A 20,194-nucleotide genomic window follows, 5' to 3' on the forward strand; every position below is an offset into this window, starting at 1 on the left:
TTTTTTTAATATCCTAAAATCTCTTTTACTCTTTGCTCATGTAAGCTTTGAGAGTCTTCTTTTGTATTTTCTTTGTTATTGAAACTTTTGTTTTTCTCTTTTTGTACTGCTTTTTTATCACTTTCAAATTTTTCATCTATAGCTTTTGTAAATGTAGTTTTTTGTAAGAACTCTTGTTGTTGATTGTTTGCTTTTGGATCAACTATTTCAGGTGTGATGAAAAATACTAATTCACTTTTCCCCTCTTTAAAAGCTTTACTTGTAAATAAAAAGCCTAATACTGGAATATCCCCAAGTAATGGTATTTTTTCTATATCACTTGCATTTTTTCTATTTATTAAACCACCTAAAACTATAGTTGATTTATTTGCTACTACTACATTTGTAGTAATTGATTTTTCTGTAATATTAGGTATTCCATCAACTGTATTTGCAAAATCTGCAGCACTTGATTTAGTAATTATATTTAGTTTTATAAATCTTTCATCTACAATATTTTTAGCTTTTATGTTTAGTTGTAAACCATACTTTATCTCTTTTAACTCTGTTGCAGGAACACCCTGAGAAGTTGTAGTTTGAGTTCTAATATTTAAAGTACCCCCTGCTAAAAAGTCTGCTTCTTGATTTTCTAATGTTAAAAGTGTTGTTTCATCTAAAACCTCAGCTACACCTTTTGAAGATAAGTAGTTTAAAGTAAGACCTGCATTAAAATATTTACCAAGATAGTTTGCAGCACCAGTTAAGCCACCTGTTAGGGATACTGCATCTTTCATAAGATTATCAATAGCTCCATTTACTAATGTATTTCTTTGATTATTAACTAAACTTCTTTTACTACTATCAATTGAAGTCCAAGTATCAGGAACAACTGTTGTATTACCATTATTGTCAACTACTTCCTTATAATTATTTACTTTATAACCTGCACTATACGAGTTTAAAGCTTCATTGTAATATTTCCCATCATCTGTAATAACTTCCATATAGTTCTTGCTTGATACAAACCAATTATTCTTTAAATCAAGCCCTTTATCATTATTTACTTCAACAGCATAAAGCTTTATTCTTACCATCTTATCTGGATTTTCAAGTGTTGCTAAATCTACCAAATCTGTTTCTAGATTTATACCTGCTTTTTTAAATAAATCTAAAATCTTGTCTTTTTGTTTTTGGTTCTTTACACTTCCACTTAAAATTACTTTTCCATTAGTTTGTTTTACTTTTAATTTAGGACTTATTATATGTGCAACTTCAACTATAGTGTTTAAATTCTCAGTGATATTTATATTTATATGTAATGAACTTGAATCATAAAAAGTAACTAGGATATTTCCATTTCCAAGCTTTTTAGTAAACACTTTTATAGCTTGCAATGGTTTTTCATGATTTTCTAAAAAGTCTACATCTATCATAGACTCATCACTTACTTTTATATTCTTAATCATCTTTTTGAACTCAAAGACTTTAAATGAACCCTTACTTACTGATATATTTTTATCATGTAGATTTGTACTTATAAGCTCGTTGGTATTTCCTAGACTTAAAAATATACATAAAATAAATAAACTTTTTAATATTACTTTCATAACTCTCTCCTAGTTAAAGCTAAGTGTTAAACTACACTCTTTTTTATATTCACTACTCTCATTATAAACCACTGCTTTTGAGTTTATATTATTACTTCCTGTTAGAATAATATTATTTGGCAATGTTCCAGATACATTTACTATTACTTGTCTACTTGAATCACTTGTATCTTCTGTACAAGAAATACCAGCTGTTGTAACTGTTTGTACATAATCACCCTTGATTCTATTAATACCATCAGCAATATCGCTTTCAGTTTCATCTAGTGCTACCATCCTTGCTGTATAATTAGCAATTGAATCTGCATTTTCACTAGCTTTTAGTGCATTTGAATAATCAATAATAAAAAATAAAATGCTTACAAAAGATATAAATATCACAATCCATAAAATGATTTGCTCAACTACTGCATCTTTGAAGTTAGGTTTATTTTTTAGAGTTTGACTTTTCATCTTTTACCTGCTTTTTCTACTGCCTTTGAATATGAAATCTCATTTGCAACTTTTGAGCTTACAAATTGACCATCACAAGTCCTATACCAAGTATCTAGTTTTTCCACATAAGGAATAATTGTATTTTTTTCTAAAATACTTTTTTTGCTTGACCTAGTTGTTGGTTCATTCCTTATATAAAATCTAGCAGATGTTCCTATGATAAATTTATCTTTTATAGAATTACATATTTTTTGAGAATCAACTTTTATCTCTACACTTCTTTTTTTAGTTTTACTATCACCTTTATCATTTGTATAATCAATAACTGCACTTTTAGTAATAGTATTTACTTTTGATTTATACCATTGATATTTATAAACTTTTGGTTTATATGCTTTTTTTACTTTCTTTGTCTCTTTATCTAAAGACTTTTTTATTTCTTTTTTAAGCTCTTTTGTTTCTTCTTTTGTCATTTCATCAAGAGCTTTTATTTGTATAGACTCTTTTGTTTTTACCATCCATAATTGATTACCTTTATTGTAATCTTTGATTAGTGAAATTAAAACATTTGGGTTTATATCAAGTATTAGTTCATTTGCTTTTACATTTACTAACTCTTCTACTACTTTTTTCTTTATCACTTTTTTAATTTTCTCTTTGGTAATACTTGAAGACTCGTTTAAACCATCTTTTATAAATCCTAAAACCTTTATATTCTTTGCTACATACTGAACATCAAAATCTAAGTATTTACCTTTACTGTTTGGCTGTCCTTTTGGTAAAACAGATATAATATTTATAAAGTCACCTTGAACAAGAGTATAGTTAGGGTTATCAAACATATCAAATTTCATATTATAACTACTACTTGTAAAGTCAAGAACTTTTGCTCTTTCTCTTTCAATTTGCGTTGATAGTTTTTGTTTTAGGAACATCTCATTTTTAAAGATTTTTTCACTTGTATACTTTCCAATGATCTCTTTTTTCATCAATGGTTTATTTAATAGAAACTGCTTTGCTATTTTTGTTTGGGCCATTTGTTTTACAGTAATTAAAGTACCTTTTGGTATATCAGCTTTTGCAATATAAATTGTGACAAGTTCATTTTTACTTTTTTGGGCTTGCTTATTTTTTTTGAAAAAATAAAAAGCAGCTCCAAGTGCTGAAAATAGCAATGAGGCTAGTATTAGTATTATAATTATTTGTTTGTTAGCTTGCATGTAAAATCCTTATTAAATTTATATTCCAATTGTTAATGTCCCACCCATAATAGGGAAAACAATAAATGCTCCAAATGCTGGTAAAACAAAAAGGAAAATAATCAGCATTAAATACATATTTAAAGTATTAACCTTCCCTTTTATTTTATAGAATTTCTCTTTTCTCATATCATCTGATTGCATTGTAAAAATATTTTTCACTCCAATACCTGTTTCTTCACTAAGTATTAAAAAATCAACTATCTTGTCAAGTTGTCTACTATCAACCCTATTTTTAAGATTTTCATATGCAACTTTAGTAGAGTAGTTTGTCATTTCATATTCTAAAATAGAAATCTCTTTTAATAACTCTTCATCAATTATTCCATGAGCTCTTTTCGAAACTTCAAAAAAGGCATTTTTTAAACTTCCCCCTGCTTCAAGAATTACATTTACTAAATCAAGAAAAATACCTAAATCTCTATCTATTTTTTCGATTCTCTCTGCTTTTGCAATTGATAGGTAAAACTTACCTCCAAATGTAATACATAAAATACCTGCGATTACACTAAATACACCCACTATAAAAGAGAAGAAAAATGGTAACACTCCCATAATAATTATTCCAATCAAAGCAAAAAGCAATCTTGCTTCTGTGTACTCTTTATAAGTAATTCCCGCTTGAATCAATTGCATATTCAAACTATCATTACTTTTATTTTCACCTTTTTTTTGCTCTTCAATAATTGCTTTATTATCTAACTTTGAAAGAAGCACTATATTTTTTTGTTGCTTTTTTCTTTGTAAAATTAGCATAACTACGATTATCGTAACTGCTATTAACATTGGTGCTAATATAAATACAACAAGTGTTTTATCCATCATTTTATCTTTGTTAGTAAGCTATTTACAAATAGTCCAAAAGAAATCCAAACAATAATAAAAAACATTTGGATTTTACCTGTGTCACTACCAAAAAAGTGAGCATTTAGAGAATCATTTAATGCACTATTCATCATAATATATGTAAAAATAATAAGTCCTATAATCATATAAGTACCCACTTTTATCTCTTTTGTAGAAGATGTTATTTCTTGTTTTATTTCCCCTTGGTCATGTAATGTTTTTCTCAATTTTTCTAAAGTATTTGAAAATTTACCACCTGATTTTCTACCAATTGAAATAGTAAGATAAAAAATTCTAAGTTCTTTAGACTCAATAAGTTTAAACATCTTTTCAAAGCATTTATCTTCACCTATAACTGATTTTTCATTTATATAAATACCTAAAACTTTTTGTGCAAGTTTTGACTTTGAGGTAAGAATTGATTTTTTTAAGGCTTGCTCAAACCCTACTCCACTTCTCATCATACTTGTCACCTTATCAATAATCTCTTTTAATGCGAAGTTAAACTCTTCTTGTCTAGCTTTTATAAGATTTACTAAAACCAAGTAAGGAAAACCCATAAATATAAAAAATGTACATATAAATATAAGAATAGATCCTGCAATTAAAAAAATAAAAAAGCTTGTTAGAAGTCCAAAACCAACACAAATAAGTAAAAATACATACTCTGCACCTTGTGTAGAAAAACCAGCAAACCTAAGTTTTTTTCTTAAAAAATTTGTATCATCTTCAAAAGCATTATCAGTTCTATTATTATCTAAAATTTTACTATTTGTATTTACTAATGTATTTATAATTACTTTTTGTTGATTCATTTTTATATAAAATGAGTATAAATAAAAAGCAAAACTTATAAATAATATAGGAATTACTATGATAAAAAATAGAACTAAATTACTCATAACTTACTCTTCTTTCATCTTTAAAAAGTGTGGCCATTTATGGAAAAGTTGAGGATCTCTATCAATAAATACTTTTAAAAACTCATCCTTCCAACCACACATAACTGATGGTAAATCTGTTTCTAATGCTTCAATAAGCATTGATTTTGGCATTTCAAAATTTGGGTCAAATACTCTTTTATCAATATCAACCCCAAACATATTCATTTGATTAATAGTTCTTGTTGGAGTTGCGAGAGTTTGAAACTCTCCTTTTGTTTTTTTAAGATCACTCGTATCTCTTTTAAACTCAAAGATATTATTTAAAGATACGACACCATTATCTTCCATTCTTCGCTCAATCTCTGAAATAGCAACTAACTTTCTCGTACCATCTGGAAATCTAACTAATTGTATTATTAAATCAACTGCTGAGACAATTTGAGTTCTAATAAAGTTTATATTTGCGCTTGGTCTGGCTTCTAAATACATATTTTCAATTCTTACAAGAGCTTCTTTTGTACTATCAGCATGAACTGTTGTCATTGAACCAGGATGTCCAGTATTCATAGCATTTAACATTGTTACAATCTCAGGACCCCTACACTCACCTACAATAATTCTTCTAGGACTTGATCTTAATGCTGATCTTAAAAGATATTCTAAAGGAATAGCACCTTTACCCTCTTCATTTGCCATTCTTGACTCATAAGATCTAATAGAATGACAAGGCATTTGAGGTTGCATCTCTTTTGTATCTTCAATAACCATAAGTTGTTCATTTCCATCTACAAACCTTGTCATTGCATTTAAGAAAGTTGTTTTACCACTTGATGTACCACCAGATACAATAATATTACATTTTCCTTTTGAAACTTTTACTAGGAAATATGCCATTTTCATATCCATCTGACCTGCATCAATTAGCATCTCTAATAAAAGTGGGATTTCATTAAATTTTCTAATTGTCACACAACTTCCGCCATTTGCAGCAATAGGAGGAATTTGAACTTCTACTCTTGAACCATCATTTAACTTACTTGAAATAATAGGATGGGCTTCATCAATTTTTCTATTATTTTCAGCAAGCATTTTATCTATAATTTTTCTAAGTTCTTCTTCACTTCTAAAAGTAAAAGGTGTTTGCTCCGTCTTACCTTTATAAATAATATCAACATAATCTTTTGTATTTATAATTACATCATTTAAGCCATCTTTAGCAATATCAAATATAGTAGAGATATGTCCATAGCCTACAATATTGTTTATAATCATTTGTTTTATATCTTCTAGATATTCTTTAGATAAAGCTCTTGATTCATTATTGTATGATTGAATATAATCAGGTAAAACCTCTTCTAAGTTTTCTTCAGTAATTTTCTGGTCTGATTTTAAGTTCATCATAAAACTATCATTTATTCTTAAGGCTAAATCATACAACTCTTTATTTGTATAAATCTCAGGAAATTCTAATAAAGAGTTTACCGCTTGCTTTTTTATTTTTGTAATTTTCTCTTTTGTCTCTTTTAAAAGTGAATCTTCTTCTGTAGATTCTTCAACAACACTATCATCTAAACTAATGCTATTTTTTTCTTGGTCTTCAATTAAATCTCTTAAACTTCTCATTATTTACTCTTTTTAAATAAAGATGAAAAGAATCCTTCTTTGCTTTTTTTATCTTCACTGTAATAGAACTCTTTTTTCTTTAAAATATCTTCAAGTTTTTCTATAAATAGTGACTCTTTTGCACTTTGACTTGCTAACTCACAGTAATTCCAGCATTTACCTAAAGTCTTATAATCATTTGGTATTTTATAGTCATCAAACTGTATCTTATCTCCACTTGTCATATTTAAAATTGAAGTTACGTCATTTACAGAGATTGCATTTTGTGAATCATATCTATTTACAATAAATGATATTTTCTCTTTTAAACCTGCTCTTTTCATCAAAGAATAAAAAGTTTTTACTTTTGAGATATGAGGAAGGTTCATTTCAGTCAAAAGCCATATTTCATTTACAATATCATATATGGTAGTCTTTAGATTTGAAGCATCTGCTAAACCTAAATCTATAATTATAAAATTGAAATAATCACTTGAATTTGATACATACTCTAAAAGTTTGCTAATAAACACATCTTTTTCTATATACTCTTTATCTATATGCTTTTGTATTCCAGTAACACAATAAAAGTTTTCACGGATTTTAGATAAACCATTTTGTAGATTATTCTCTAAATGAAATTCACTTGTATTTATTAAATCAACTATAGTTTTATTTGGGAGCGGGTTTTTTTGTAAAAATAAATTGCTCACAGCTTTTGTAGTTGATAAATCAATATATAAAATATTTTTATCAGGTAAATTTTGTGATAGTAAATCAGACATATTCATACCAATAGTTGTAGTTCCAATACCCCCAGATATTCCACTTAAAGCTATGATTTTATTACCGTATTTGTTTTTATTTAGAAGTTCATTTCTTGTATTTAAAATTATTTCTTTTATTGCTTCAGCTTTAAATTCATTTATTGAAATATAGTTTTGAATACCTAATTTTCCACAATACATCGATAGTTTATGATCATTTGGACCTATTACAATTATTAATTCATTTAGTGATTTAATTACGGATTCATATTTTTTAATATTTCTTTCATCATCAATCAAATAAACAATTATATGTTTTGTTTCTTTATTTTTAATTGTTGAGATATGTTTTTCAATTGAGTTATCAACTATAACATCTACATTGAAAAGTCCTTCTAAGCCACCTTTTAGATTTTGTGCAAACATATCTAAAGTATCATCGTGGAATAAAAATATATTAAAAGATACATCTGAACCTAAAAGTTTTTTCTCTAACTCTTTTTGTTTATTTAGATATTTTATTAGTTTATTTAGAAGTTTTTTTATAATTGAACTAGATTTTATTCTTTTATTTATTGAAATATATCCATATACAAGCTTATCTTTTCTTAATGTAATTTTGTATTTCTGGTCTTCATGGCTTTTTTCATCAAGAACATTTCCATCTTTATCAATAGTTAAGTTATGAAAGAAATTGTTATATTCATATTCATATTTATAATATGAAATATCATCTAAATTTGTAAGATCTGCAAATAGTTCTAAAGCCTCTTGTATTTGAGTGTTTAAAATACTATTTTCTTTATTTGAATCAAGTTTATCTTTAAAATCATCTAATGTCATATTTCTTCCTAATTTCATCTTTGAAGATTATATTCTTTACAAAAATATATTCAAATAACTTAATATATTTACTATTATAACAGAAATAAACATAACTGGTACCATAGCAGCAACTCTTCTTTTCTTCACCTTTTGCATAAATAATAAAACTATAGTTTGAAGTAAACCTGTAATTATTAGAAAAACCGCAAAGGGTTTTAATCCTAAAAATAGTGCTACAAGCATCATATATTTTATGTCTCCACCACCAAGTATCATTTGCCTATTTATAAGCATAAGAGTAATAAAAAAAAGAAGAACAACTAAAGATAAAACAATAGAACTTATATATATTTTCGATTCAAAAAAACCAAATATTAAAAGCATTATTGCCATTGTAAGTAAAATATTATTTGGTACTAAGTATTTTTTGTAGTCAGTATATGATAAAACTGTAGAAAATATATAAAAGATTATTGCAAACACATTTGTCTTTTCAAGTATTAAGCAAAAGGCTTAAGCCTTTTTACTTAAATACTACTCAGAAGTAGAACCAGTTACTTCAGTAATTTTATTAGTTGCTGCTGTTTCAACTTTTGTTTTTTCACCATCTACCCAAGTATTTAGACCAACTACTGCTCCAACACCAACAATTACTAATAATAAAGTTACAAGAATTTTATCCATTGCACCTTTTTCACTTTTTAATCTTCTTTTTAAAAAATCTAACATTTTGTTCTCCTTGCTTTGATAAGTATTAAAGTTATTTTTAAAGGTAGTCAGTATTGCAATTTTTATTAAATAATAAATAAGAATGCAACCCGGCTATCTCAATCAAGACCCGTGGCTTTCCGTCCTTACCTCACGATAAGTTTGGCTATCACTAATATGTCGTTATTGTAATTGTTACACATATACTCTTAACTATTACTTAAATGTATCATAAAAGTATTATTTACATGTATTTAAATAATTTTTATAACTTTGTTATTTATTATCATTGTAATTATTGTATCTTAGTTATATAAATTGTTTGATTTCTGCTTAAAGCCTCTACAAACTCTTTTTAGATATAATCCCTTTTATATACAAGAATAAGGAAAACTATGACTGTAGATGATAAACTAATTGAGAAATTATCAAGACTTTCTAGTTTAGAGATTGATGAGTCAAGAAAAGAGAACTTAAAATCTGAACTAGCTGATATTATCAACTTCGTTGAAAATTTAAATGAGATTGATGTATCAAAAATTGAAGCTACATTTAGCACTGTTGAAGGTGGAACACCTTTAAGAGAAGATGAGGCTAAACAAGATTTAGAGTTATCAAATCATATTTTAAAAAATGCTCCTGAGTCAGAAGATGGATACTTTAAAGTTCCAAAGATTATTGAGTAATAAATAAAAGGAAAACAATGTTTAAGGTTTACGGAATTAAAACCTGAAACTCTGTTAGAAAAGCCTTAAGGTTTTTTAAGGACAACAATATAGAAGTAGAATTCTTTGATACTAAAAAAGAAACACCTACTTCAACTTCTATCGAGTTTTGGATTGAAAAAGCGGGTATTGATTTAGTTTTCAATAGTAGAGGAACTAAATATAGAAGTTTAAAGTTAAAAGAGCTTAATCTTGACGAGCAAGGTAAGTTTGAGTGGTTATGTAAAGAGCCAATGCTTTTAAAAAGACCTATAGTTGAACTAAGCAATGATGTAGTTATTGGTTTCAATGAGGATGATTATAAAGCTAAATTTTTATAATAAAAAAAAGGGAAAGATTTAAAATCTTTCCCTTTTTTTATGTACTGTAAAAAGATATAAATTAAACTATTATATCTTTTCTTGCTTCTTTTAAAGTATCAGCAATCATAAATGCTAACTCTAAAGCTTGGTCAGCATTTAATCTTGGATCACATTGAGTATGGTATCTACTTGCTAATCCTTCTTTTGTAATAGCAGAACTTGCACTACCTGTACATTCAGTTACATCTTGTCCTGTCATTTCTAAGTGAATACCACCTGCATATGTTCCCTCTGCTCTATGAATTTGGAAGAATTTTCGCACTTCACTTAAAATAGCTTCAAAATCTCTTGTTTTGTAGCCATTATCAGTTTTGATAGTATTTCCATGCATTGGATCAGATGACCATAATACATTTTTCCCTTCTTTTTTAACTCTTGCTAATAATTTAGGGAAGTGATCTTCAATTTTATTTGCACCCATTCTAACAATAAGATTTAATCTTCCTGCTTCATTTTCTGGGTTTAATTTGTCAATTAATTGAATTAATTCATCTTCTCTCATAGAAGGTCCAACTTTACAAGCAATCGGGTTTTTTATACCTCTAAAATACTCAATATGAGCATCTTTTAAATCTCTTGTTCTATCCCCTATCCATAACATATGAGCAGCACAGTTAAACCAATCACCAGTGATTGAATCTTTTCTTGTAAGTGCTTCTTCATAGTTAAGTAAAAGTGCTTCATGTGAAGTAAACAGTGATGTTTCACTTAATTGAGCAGTATTTTCACTTGTGATACCACATGACTTCATAAAATTAAGTGCTTCTGAAATTCTATTTGATACATTTTGGTATCTTTCATCTAGTTCATGGTCTTTTAAGAAACCTAAATTCCATAATTGAACTTGATTTAAATCAGCCATACCACCTCTTGAAAATGCTCTTAAAAGGTTCATAGTTGCAGCACTTTGATTGTAAGCTTTTAATAATTTCTTAGCTTTTGGATTTCTAGCTTTTTCTGTAAAAGCCATATCATTTACAATATCACCTCTATATGAAGGTAAAGAAATACCATTAATCTCTTCAAAGTCTGAACTTCTTGGTTTTGCAAACTGACCAGCAACTCTTCCAACTTTTACTACTGGACATCCACCAGAGAAAGTTAAAACTACTGCCATTTGCATCATAACTTTAAATAAATCTTTAATGTTATTTGCATCAAATGAAGCAAATGATTCAGCACAATCTCCCCCTTGTAAAAGAAAAGCCTTTCCATTTACAACATCTGCTAACTTACTTTTTAGACTTAGTGCTTCACCTGCAAAAATTAAAGGTGGATATGAAGCTAGTTCATTCTCTACTTTTTTTAATTTTTCTAAATCATTATATGTTGGTTGTTGTTTGATTGGAAAATCTCTCCAACTACTTGGATTCCAAGTTTTCATTTCTTTGCCTTTTTTGTTAATTTAATAATAAGTGATTTTATCCAAAGTATACTTAATAAAAAAATTTGATTTTGTTACTAAATTGTAACTATATAGGGGCTTATGTAAGCTTTGGCATATTAGAGTTTCTAATATGCCTAAAATTTATGCTACTAATTTTGAAAGTAATTCTTTAAAAGATACCTTAAAAGCATCAAGTCCTTCTGTTAAAAGTTTTTCATAGATGTCTTTCATATTAACACCTTTTTCTTCTAATAATTGGAAGTACTCATCGCACTGTTTTTCTGTCATAATATCAGACTCTTCTTTTGAACCAACCTGCACCCAATCTTCAATAGTTGCTAAAGGAGCAGTATTCACTGAGTTTGGATAGATTAAATTATCAACATAATAAGAAGGCTCTAAATCGTCACCTTTTACACCAGTACTTGCAAAAAGTGTTCTTATGTTTTTGTTTTCAAACTTATTTACTTCATGGTAACACTTTGTTGCATTTACAATTCCAAGTTTTGAAGCTTCTAAACCTTTTGAAATGAAATCACTGTCACATAATCTATCAAATCTTGAAACAAATACAGAAATTACAGCTTTTATATCTTTATTTGATTCTTTAATTCCCTCATCTAAAGCTTGAGCACATTTAATAGCTTGATCAACTGAGAAAATAAGTGTTGCATTTACATGAATACCTCTTGATGTTAACTCTCTCATTGCAATATACCCAGCTTGTGTAGCAGGAACTTTAATCATTACATTATCAGCACCAATAGAATTATGTAATCTAATACCTTCTTCTATTGTACCATGTGCATCATCACAAAGTGTTGGGTCAACTTCAATAGAGATAAACCCATCATCTGCATCATTTTTATGTAATTCATCAAGTAAACAAGCAGCTCTTTTAATATCAGTTAAAGCTAACTCTTCATAAATTGTTTTAGCATTGTTTGCTTGTAACATATCAAGTTGTTGTTTATATGCAACCGAGTTAGTGATAGATGATGCAAAAATTGCAGGATTTGAAGTAGCCCCTTGGATCACTTCATCTTTAATAATCTCTTGAAATCTATTTTCTAAGAAATCTCTTTCAATAAAATCACACCATAAAGAGTAGTTAATTTCTTCTTTTAAACTCATGTTTGTTTCCCTTATAAATTATCTAAGATTTTTGTTAAGTCTTTTGTGTCGACTATAATATTAGCTTCTTTCTTTAATACTTCTTTAGCACAAAAAGCAACTCTAGTATCAGCATGAGCGAACATTGATAAGTCATTTGCACCATCACCACACACTAAAGTATCAGCTTTTGAAACACCTAAAATATTTTGTAATCTTTGAATCATATCACCTTTTGAATATCCAAACATCATATCTCCACCAACAAGTCCAGTTAAGATACCATCTCTTTCATGTAATACATTTGAGAAATCAGCATCAAGTCCTAGCTTATCTTTTGCAGGAGATGTTCCTATTCTAAATCCACCTGAAAAACATACTACTTTATATCCCATCTTTTTAAGTTCAGGAATAATCTCATATGCCCCTGGCATTAAAGGTAAATCTTTACAAATCTCAACAGCTTTAGCATACTCTAAACCTTCAAGTAAAGATACTCTTTCAATTAAAGATTCAAAAAAGTCTAACTCTCCAGCCATTGCTTTTTCAGTAATTCCTGCAACTTTTTCCTCTAATCCTAAAGGCTTTGCAAGAAAGTCAATAGTTTCTCCATCCATAAGTGTTGAATCAAAATCAAATACAGCTAATTTCATTAATTTTCCCTAGTTTTATTCTTTAAAGGTTATAATAATATCTAAAATTAACTAAAGGAAACTGATTGAAATTAGCTTGCATTGATATAGGACTTAAAAGAATAGGAGTTGCAATTTGTGTTGGCTCAGATATTGTTACGCCACAAGAAGCAATATTGCGAAAAAATAGAAATCAAGCCTCAAATGATGTAAATGCTTTTTTAAAAGAGTGGGAAATAGAAAAATTAATAGTTGGATTTCCAAGTGCCAGTGAAGATATGCAAAAAAGAATAAACCACTTTGTTAAACTACTAGAACTTGATATACCTTATGAATTTCAAGAAGAAAACATGAGTTCAATAGAAGCCGAAGATATGATGAAAGGCCAAATTAAATACAAAAGAGATGGAAGAGTTGACTCCCTTGCTGCAAAAATTATACTAGAGAGATATTTAGCAAAGAACTAATACTAAATATCTCTAAAAAATTCAAGTTTAAACTCTACTTTTTAGTGTTGTGAACCACAGCAATTGCTAAGCCTTGGTCATGAGTAATAGATAAATAAGACTTTTTAATCTTATACTTTTTTCTTATTTCTTTTTTGTATTTTATTTTTGGAGCACCAAGCTTTGATTTTTTGATTTTAATATCATGAAAACCACACTCTTTACCAATACCAGTACCCAAAGCCTTTGAAGCAGCCTCTTTAGCAGCCCAAAAACCAGCAGCGCTTTCAGGTCTTTTTATAAGCGCAATTTCCTCATCATCTAAAAATCTTTCATAAGCCTTTCGCCCAAACTTCTCATGCATTCTTTTTATTCTATCAACAGAAGCTACATCTATACCTATCATTATTTTAACCTATATATTCAATTTAATAATTATAGCGTTGTTTCACATAAATTATATGTAAATTATTTTATACAATAATTAATTTTATTTTAGATAAAATAAAAATAATAAAATAATATAAGGAAACAAAACAATGTCAAAATTAAAAGTTGCTTTAATAACTACAGCTTTAATTACACTATTTAGTGGTTGTGCAACAGAAAGTTCACACTCTATAAAAGTACCAGAAAATAAAGTTGAAAGAGTATCATACAATGGTAAAAAGATGATGATTTCAATTGGTAGATTTGATAATAGATCTGCATACAACAATGGTATATTTTCAAATGGTAAAGATAGATTAGGGAATCAAGCACAAACAATATTAACTACAAGTTTGCAACAAAGTGGTCATTTCTTAGTTCTTGATAGAACAAACTTAAGTGTATTAAAACAAGAAAGTAACTTTTCAAAAGTAAATCAAAATATAAAAGGTGCTAAATATGTTATTACAGGGGATGTAGTAGAATTTGGTAGAAAAACTGTAGGTGATCACCAGTTTTTTGGAATACTAGGAAAAGGTAAAAAACAAGTGGCTTATGCAAAAGTTAATCTAAATGTTATTGATGTTAGTACTACTGCTGTAGTATATTCATCTCAAGGTGCAGGAGAATTTGCATTATCAAATAGAGAGATTATTGGATTTGGTGGAACAGCTGGTTATGATGCAACTTTAAATGACAAAGTTTTAAGTTTAGCAATTAATGAAGCAGTAAATAACTTAACAAAAAAAGTTCATTAAAAAGGTATTATAAGTGAAATATTTTATTAATACTTTTATACTAGGTAGTTTAGTAGTTTTACTAACTGCTTGTGGTAGTAATGCTAATCAAACTATTTATCATTGGGATAAAGCTTATATTGATTCTGTATATGAATCATTAAATGAAGAAGGTGATATAAATACACAAATCTCTAATTTAGAAAAAATAATACAAGATAGTTATACAAATAAGAAAAAAATTGCTCCTGGACTATATGCACAATTAGGACTTTTATACTCTAAAATTGGAAATAATTCTAAATCAATAATGAATTTAGATAAAGAAATGGAAATGTTCCCTGAATCAAAACAGTATATTAGTTTTTTAAAAAATAAAGGGGTAAAATAATGAAAAATATTTTTACTATTGTATTTTCAATTACTATGATGATTTTCTTATCAGGTTGTGCTAAAAATCAAGAGTTATATGATTATAGTTCTTTTACTAAAAATAAACCTAAGTCTATTTTAGTTGTATTACCAACAAATGAGTCTTTAGATATAAAAGGTAGTTCAGCTACACTAGCTAACTCAATTTTACCTTTAAGTGAAGCTGGTTATTATGTTTTTCCTCCTGTATTAGTAAATGAAACATTTAAACACAATGGAGTATATGAAGCAAAAGAAATTAGAAATGTTTCTTTAGAAAAATTAAAAGAGATTTTTGGAGCAGACTCTGTACTTTATATAAATGTTAAAAAATACGGTAATAACTACGCAGTTTTAGCAAGTAAAACTGAAATTGAATTAGAAGCTAAACTAGTAGATTTACATAGTGGCAAAACACTTTGGAATAAAGAAACTAAATTTATCAAATCTTCTGGTGATAGTGGTGGAGGATTAATCGGAATGTTAGTTACTGCTGTAGTTACTCAAATTGTAAATGAATCAACTGATCAAGCATATGAAGCATCAATGATTGCAAATAATATCTTATTTAGAACAAATTGCAATGATTGTATTTTATATGGAAGCTACTCACCAAACTTTAATAAAGACCTACAGCTAAAATAGCTTAAAATAACATCAACTTAAAATTATTAAGAGAGGAATTAAAATAAAACTCTCTTAATAACTAATACTTAATATCTTTTATCTTTTTTAATTATCTCAAAATCATTTTTATTGAAAATTCTATAATAATATTGAATTTTCAATATTATTAGTATAAAATACATCAAAAGGAACTAAAATGAAAGAGATATTAAGAGAGATAGGAATGATTTCTAGATGTTTAGCCACTATTAGCGATATTGAGTTTAAAGACATACAACTGGGAAAAAATCAATACTTATACTTAGTAAGAGTTTATGAGAACCCAGGAATTATTCAAGAAAAACTCTCCCAACTACTAAAAGTAGATAGAACAACTACAGCTAAGGCTGTTAAAAAACTAATAGAGCAAGGCTACCTTGAAAAGGTGCAAACACAAGACAATAAAAAAGAATTTAAGCTATTTTGTACTCAAAAAGGCAAAGATATTTACTCTTTTTTAGAAAAAGAAGAAAACCATAGTTCTAAAATATCCTTAGTTGACTTTAATAAAGAAGAAGAAAAAGAGCTATTAAAAAAGCTTCACTCTATGAGAATACGTATTGAGAATGAGTGGCAAGAAATAAAAAAAGGGAAAAAAAGAGATTATTAAATGAAAATTGAAATAAAAAATTTTAACGAATTAACAAATACTGAGATTTATAATATTTTAAAAATTAGAGCAGAGGTTTTTGTTGTTGAACAAAATTGTCTTTACAACGATATTGATGATAAAGACTTAGAAGCTATTCATATGTTTATAAAAGAAGGCTCAAATATAGTTGCATATTTGCGAGTTTTAAAAAAGTGTGATGAGAAAATATCATTTGGTAGAGTTTTAGTAGAAAGAAACTCTAGAAAAAAAGGTTATGCAATTGAACTTATTTCAAAGGCTCTAAACCTAATAAATGAAAAATGGCCTGAAAAAAACATAATTATTGAAGCTCAATCATATCTAAAGAAATTTTACGAAAGTTTTAGTTTCAAAGCCATAAAAAGTGAGCATCTTGAAGATGGTATTCCTCATTATTGGATGGAAAAATCTTAAGATATTAAATCACAGATAAAAAATGCTAAAATATCTCAAAATAAAATGAAAAAGGTTAAGAATTAGATGCAAGTATTGGGGAAAAAGCTGTTATACCTTATCATCATGCTTTTTATAATTAGTTTGATTTCATTTATAGCTATAAATGCAGCGCCAAACTCTTTTTTTGCAAGTGGGCAGTTAAACCCTAATATTACAGAAGAGTCAATTGCTCAATTAAAAGCTATTTATGGTTTAGACAAGCCTTTATATGTACAGTATTTCTCTTGGCTTATTGCTATGGTTCAACTTGACTTTGGTATTTCCTTTGCTAGTGGTTCGCAAGTAAAAGATGAGATTTTAAGTCGAATTCCAATCACACTTATAATAAATGTGATTTCTATGGTATTTATCTTTTTCATCTCACTATATCTTGGAATAAAAGCAGCTTTAAATAAAAATAGTTTTTTTGATAGATTTACAGGACAGTTATCACTTCTTAGTTTTTCTATGCCTTCTTTTTATTTAGCCTTGCTTTTAGTTTTAATTTTTGCTATAAACTTCGAAGTTTTACCAATAGCAGGATTACACTCAGTACCAGATGATGGAAGTTTAGCCTACTATTTAGACTTTGCATGGCATTTAATACTTCCTATTTCTATTATAATTTTTAGTGGAATTGGAAGTTTGACTTTATATATTAGATCACTAACTATTGAGATTTTAAAGTCTGATTATATTTTCTTTGCAAAGGCTAGAGGTTTAAATAACAAACAAATATTAAGATACTATATCTTACCAAATCTATATCCACCAGTTATTACACTACTTGGATTATCACTTCCAGGAATCATTGGTGGTTCAGTAATACTTGAAACAATTTTTTCTATTGATGGAATGGGACTTTTATTTTTCCAAAGTGCTTTAGCTCATGACTATCCTGTTATTATGGGAATATTAATCATTGGAGCATTTTTAACACTACTTGGAAATATCCTAGCAGATTTATTCTTGCTAAAACTAAACCCAAACTATGATGGAAAATAAAAAATTTAATTAAGGAAACATAATTGAAAGTTTTAAAAACTATAGACGAGCTACAAGAAGTTAGAAAAAATATTAACTCAACAGTTGGCTTTGTTCCAACAATGGGAGCTTTACATGATGGACATATCTCTTTAATCAAAAAAGCAAGATGTGAAAATGAGATAGTTATAGTATCTATCTTTGTAAACCCTACACAATTTCTTCCAGGAGAGGATTTAGATGCATATCCAAGACGTGATGAAGCAGATAAAAAAATCTGTGAGATGTGCAAAGTTGATTATGTATTTATGCCTGAGATTTCTACTATGTATGGAAGTGAAGAGATTTTGATAAAAGCTCCAAATAAAAGCTATATGCTAGAAGGTAAAAGCAGACCAGGTCATTTTGATGGTGTTTTACAAGTTGTTTTAAAACTATTTGGCTTAGTTCAACCAACAAATGCTTATTTTGGAAAGAAAGATGCACAACAACTATCACTTATAGAACAAATGGTTAAAAACCTTTTCTTGCCTATAAATATAGTGCCATGTGATATTGTAAGAGAAAAAGATGGACTTGCTATGAGTTCAAGAAATGTATATCTTGATGAAACTCAAAGAAAAGACGCCTTGCTTATTTCAAAATCACTTTATAGTGCTGCTTCACTTATAGCAAAAGGTGAATTTGAAGTAAAAAAAATAAAAGAGAAAATCCATGAAGTTATGAAAGACTTAGATGTGGAATATGTAGCTATTGTAAATAAAGAGTTTGATGAGATAGAAACAATTGAACTAAAAAACACAGTAATTCTTGTAGTTGCAAGATTTGGGAATACAAGACTACTTGATAATATTTGGCTATAAAGCAGCAAAAAACAAATAAAAAAACCCTATTCTTTTTTCACAATTTTATTTAAATTTAAACTTTTACTAAATTTATGATAAAATTGCGAAAAAAGTAATAGGTAACAAATGAAATTTACAACTCAAAATCCTGATAAATCATTACATCTAGTATCACTTGGCTGTACAAAAAACCTTGTTGATTCAGAAGTAATGCTTGGAAAACTAAAAGATTATACACTTACAGATGATACTTCAAACGCAGATGTTATTATTGTAAATACATGTGGTTTTATTGACTCGGCAAAAGAAGAGAGTATCAATACAATTTTAAATTTACATGATGAAAGAAAAGAAGAATCAGTTCTAGTTATGGCTGGTTGTTTAAGTGAAAGATATAAAGAAGATTTACAAAAAGAACTACCTGAAATCGATGTATTTACAGGTGTTGGTGACTATGATAGAATTGATGAACTTGTAAATGCAAAAAGATCAAACTTTACAAATGATGTATTTTTAGCAAATGATACAAATGATAGAGTAATCACAGGTTCAAACTACCACGCTTATGTAAAACTAAGTGAAGGATGTAATCAAGCTTGTTCTTTCTGTGCAATCCCTAGTTTCAAAGGGAAACTTCACTCAAGAACTCTTGAATCTTTAGAAAAAGAAGTAAAATCACTTATATCTCAAGGCTTTACAGACTTTTCATTTGTATCACAAGACTCTTCTTCATTCTTAAGAGACTTAGGAGAAAAAGATGGTTTAGAACAACTTGTTTCGTGCGTTGAAAAAATTGAGGGTATAAAAACTGCTAGAATCTTATATCTTTATCCATCAACTACTACTTTATCACTTATTGATAAAATTGCAGATTCAAATGTATTTGTAAACTACTTTGATATGCCACTTCAACACATCACACCTTCGATGCTAAAAATTATGAAAAGAGGAAAAGGTGTTGAAAAACTGATTGAACTTATGGATCATATGAAATCAAAGCCAAACTCTTTTGTAAGAACTACATTTATTGCAGGTCATCCAGGTGAAACACAAGAAGACTTTGAAGCTTTAGCAAAATATATTGAAGAGTATAAATTTGATAGAGCAAATGTATTTTCTTACTCTGATGAAGAAGGAACAACAGCTTCAAAATCAGATGCAAAAGTAGAACAAGAAATTATTGATGAAAGAGCTGATATTTTAGGTGAAATCATTGCTCAAACAACTCAAGAATCACTTGAAAAAGAAATAGGTCAAACTTTTGAGGTTTATGTGGATGGTGAGAGTGATGAACACGAATACTTATTAAGTGCTAGAAAAACTATCTGGGCTCCTGATATTGATGGTGAAATTTACATCAATGATAATGAATTAGTAGATGAAAAAGGTGAACAAAAACAGTTAGAGTTTGGGAAAATTTATACTGTAAAAGTCACAGAACTTATAGGTGATAAACTACTAGCAACTGTTATCAAATAA

Annotated in this window: 23 protein-coding genes, 1 pseudogene and 1 riboswitch; of the genes and pseudogenes, 11 read left to right on the forward strand and 13 right to left on the reverse strand. The window is 28.0% G+C overall.

Features of this window, described 5'->3' with window-relative positions:
- Positions 1-5 precede the first annotated feature (5 nt).
- From NJU99_RS13400 to NJU99_RS13440, 9 genes are read right to left on the reverse strand one after another with little or no spacing between them, the layout of a single operon-like run.
- Entirely contained in the window at positions 6-1,586 is a 1,581-nt protein-coding gene (locus NJU99_RS13400; RefSeq protein ID WP_254576411.1) for a type II and III secretion system protein, read from the reverse strand.
- Between the two features lie 9 nt (positions 1,587-1,595).
- Positions 1,596-2,039, reverse strand: a complete 444-nt coding sequence (locus tag NJU99_RS13405) for a TadE/TadG family type IV pilus assembly protein (RefSeq protein ID WP_254576412.1) — start codon at positions 2,037-2,039, stop codon at positions 1,596-1,598.
- Positions 2,036-3,241 carry a hypothetical protein gene (locus NJU99_RS13410; RefSeq protein ID WP_254576413.1) on the reverse strand — a complete coding sequence of 402 codons (1,206 nt, stop codon included), beginning with the start codon at positions 3,239-3,241 and terminating at the stop codon, positions 2,036-2,038. The genes NJU99_RS13405 and NJU99_RS13410 overlap by 4 nt, the downstream gene beginning before the upstream one ends.
- An 18-nt stretch (positions 3,242-3,259) precedes the next feature.
- Entirely contained in the window at positions 3,260-4,102 is an 843-nt protein-coding gene (locus NJU99_RS13415) for a type II secretion system F family protein (protein WP_254576414.1), read from the reverse strand.
- On the reverse strand, positions 4,102-5,028 hold the full coding sequence (locus NJU99_RS13420; protein ID WP_254576415.1) for a type II secretion system F family protein: 927 nt from the start codon (positions 5,026-5,028) through the stop codon (positions 4,102-4,104). The genes NJU99_RS13415 and NJU99_RS13420 overlap by 1 nt, the downstream gene beginning before the upstream one ends.
- Before the next feature lie 3 nt (positions 5,029-5,031).
- The gene (locus tag NJU99_RS13425; protein WP_254576416.1) at positions 5,032-6,633 is read right to left on the reverse strand and encodes a TadA family conjugal transfer-associated ATPase; all 1,602 of its coding nucleotides are present in this window, start codon (positions 6,631-6,633) and stop codon (positions 5,032-5,034) included.
- On the reverse strand, positions 6,633-8,222 hold the full coding sequence (locus NJU99_RS13430) for a CpaE/TadZ family protein (RefSeq protein ID WP_254576417.1): 1,590 nt from the start codon (positions 8,220-8,222) through the stop codon (positions 6,633-6,635). The genes NJU99_RS13425 and NJU99_RS13430 overlap by 1 nt, the downstream gene beginning before the upstream one ends.
- A 36-nt stretch (positions 8,223-8,258) precedes the next feature.
- Positions 8,259-8,687, reverse strand: coding sequence for a prepilin peptidase (locus tag NJU99_RS13435; RefSeq protein WP_254576418.1), 429 nt, complete (start codon positions 8,685-8,687; stop codon positions 8,259-8,261).
- Between the two features lie 51 nt (positions 8,688-8,738).
- Positions 8,739-8,933 carry a hypothetical protein gene (locus tag NJU99_RS13440; protein ID WP_254576419.1) on the reverse strand — a complete coding sequence of 65 codons (195 nt, stop codon included), beginning with the start codon at positions 8,931-8,933 and terminating at the stop codon, positions 8,739-8,741.
- An 80-nt stretch (positions 8,934-9,013) separates the two neighbouring features.
- Positions 9,014-9,089: riboswitch (cyclic di-GMP riboswitch) on the reverse strand.
- A 218-nt stretch (positions 9,090-9,307) separates the two neighbouring features.
- Here NJU99_RS13440 and gatC point away from each other — a divergent pair.
- Positions 9,308-9,598: an Asp-tRNA(Asn)/Glu-tRNA(Gln) amidotransferase subunit GatC gene (gatC, locus tag NJU99_RS13445; RefSeq protein WP_254576420.1), complete on the forward strand. Its 291-nt coding sequence runs from the start codon at positions 9,308-9,310 to the stop codon at positions 9,596-9,598.
- Between the two features lie 62 nt (positions 9,599-9,660).
- A pseudogene (locus NJU99_RS13450) lies at positions 9,661-9,957 on the forward strand (arsenate reductase family protein); the annotation flags it as partial.
- Positions 9,958-10,018: 61 nt separating this feature from the next.
- Here NJU99_RS13450 and NJU99_RS13455 read toward each other — a convergent pair.
- The 3 genes from NJU99_RS13455 to serB form a co-directional block, all read right to left on the reverse strand.
- Positions 10,019-11,383, reverse strand: coding sequence for a class II 3-deoxy-7-phosphoheptulonate synthase (locus NJU99_RS13455; RefSeq protein ID WP_254576422.1), 1,365 nt, complete (start codon positions 11,381-11,383; stop codon positions 10,019-10,021).
- 144 nt (positions 11,384-11,527) lie between these two features.
- Complete coding sequence (locus NJU99_RS13460) at positions 11,528-12,520, reverse strand: transaldolase (protein WP_254576423.1); 993 nt, start codon at positions 12,518-12,520, stop codon at positions 11,528-11,530.
- 11 nt (positions 12,521-12,531) lie between these two features.
- Positions 12,532-13,152 (reverse strand): phosphoserine phosphatase SerB, encoded by a 621-nt coding sequence (gene serB, locus NJU99_RS13465; protein WP_254576424.1) that lies wholly within the window; start codon positions 13,150-13,152, stop codon positions 12,532-12,534.
- A 65-nt stretch (positions 13,153-13,217) separates the two neighbouring features.
- On the opposite strand from serB, the gene ruvX reads away from it, so the two are divergent.
- Positions 13,218-13,598, forward strand: a complete 381-nt coding sequence (gene ruvX / locus NJU99_RS13470) for a Holliday junction resolvase RuvX (RefSeq protein ID WP_254576425.1) — start codon at positions 13,218-13,220, stop codon at positions 13,596-13,598.
- A gap of 34 nt (positions 13,599-13,632) precedes the next feature.
- Here ruvX and acpS read toward each other — a convergent pair whose 3' ends face one another.
- Positions 13,633-13,983, reverse strand: coding sequence for a holo-ACP synthase (acpS, locus tag NJU99_RS13475; RefSeq protein ID WP_254576426.1), 351 nt, complete (start codon positions 13,981-13,983; stop codon positions 13,633-13,635).
- A 133-nt stretch (positions 13,984-14,116) separates the two neighbouring features.
- On the opposite strand from acpS, the gene NJU99_RS13480 reads away from it, so the two are divergent.
- The 8 genes from NJU99_RS13480 to rimO all read left to right on the forward strand — a co-directional run bounded on the left by NJU99_RS13480 (position 14,117) and on the right by rimO (position 20,194).
- The gene (locus NJU99_RS13480) at positions 14,117-14,764 is read left to right on the forward strand and encodes a CsgG/HfaB family protein (protein ID WP_254576427.1); all 648 of its coding nucleotides are present in this window, start codon (positions 14,117-14,119) and stop codon (positions 14,762-14,764) included.
- Between the two features lie 13 nt (positions 14,765-14,777).
- Positions 14,778-15,134, forward strand: coding sequence for a DUF4810 domain-containing protein (locus tag NJU99_RS13485; RefSeq protein ID WP_254576428.1), 357 nt, complete (start codon positions 14,778-14,780; stop codon positions 15,132-15,134).
- The gene (locus tag NJU99_RS13490) at positions 15,134-15,799 is read left to right on the forward strand and encodes a DUF799 domain-containing protein (protein WP_254576429.1); all 666 of its coding nucleotides are present in this window, start codon (positions 15,134-15,136) and stop codon (positions 15,797-15,799) included. Before NJU99_RS13485 ends, NJU99_RS13490 begins: the two co-directional genes overlap by 1 nt.
- Positions 15,800-15,977: 178 nt before the next feature.
- A complete protein-coding gene (locus NJU99_RS13495; RefSeq protein ID WP_254576430.1) occupies positions 15,978-16,430 on the forward strand; it encodes a MarR family transcriptional regulator in 453 nt (150 codons plus the stop codon).
- Entirely contained in the window at positions 16,431-16,865 is a 435-nt protein-coding gene (locus NJU99_RS13500) for a GNAT family N-acetyltransferase (protein WP_254576431.1), read from the forward strand. It begins immediately after the preceding gene.
- Between the two features lie 66 nt (positions 16,866-16,931).
- Positions 16,932-17,891, forward strand: coding sequence for an ABC transporter permease (locus tag NJU99_RS13505; protein WP_254576432.1), 960 nt, complete (start codon positions 16,932-16,934; stop codon positions 17,889-17,891).
- Positions 17,892-17,914: 23 nt separating this feature from the next.
- On the forward strand, positions 17,915-18,733 hold the full coding sequence (panC, locus tag NJU99_RS13510; protein WP_254576433.1) for a pantoate--beta-alanine ligase: 819 nt from the start codon (positions 17,915-17,917) through the stop codon (positions 18,731-18,733).
- Between the two features lie 108 nt (positions 18,734-18,841).
- On the forward strand, positions 18,842-20,194 hold the full coding sequence (rimO, locus tag NJU99_RS13515; protein WP_254576434.1) for a 30S ribosomal protein S12 methylthiotransferase RimO: 1,353 nt from the start codon (positions 18,842-18,844) through the stop codon (positions 20,192-20,194).

Source organism: Arcobacter roscoffensis, assembly GCF_024267655.1.
Taxonomy (GTDB): Bacteria; Campylobacterota; Campylobacteria; order Campylobacterales; family Arcobacteraceae; genus Arcobacter_B; species Arcobacter_B roscoffensis.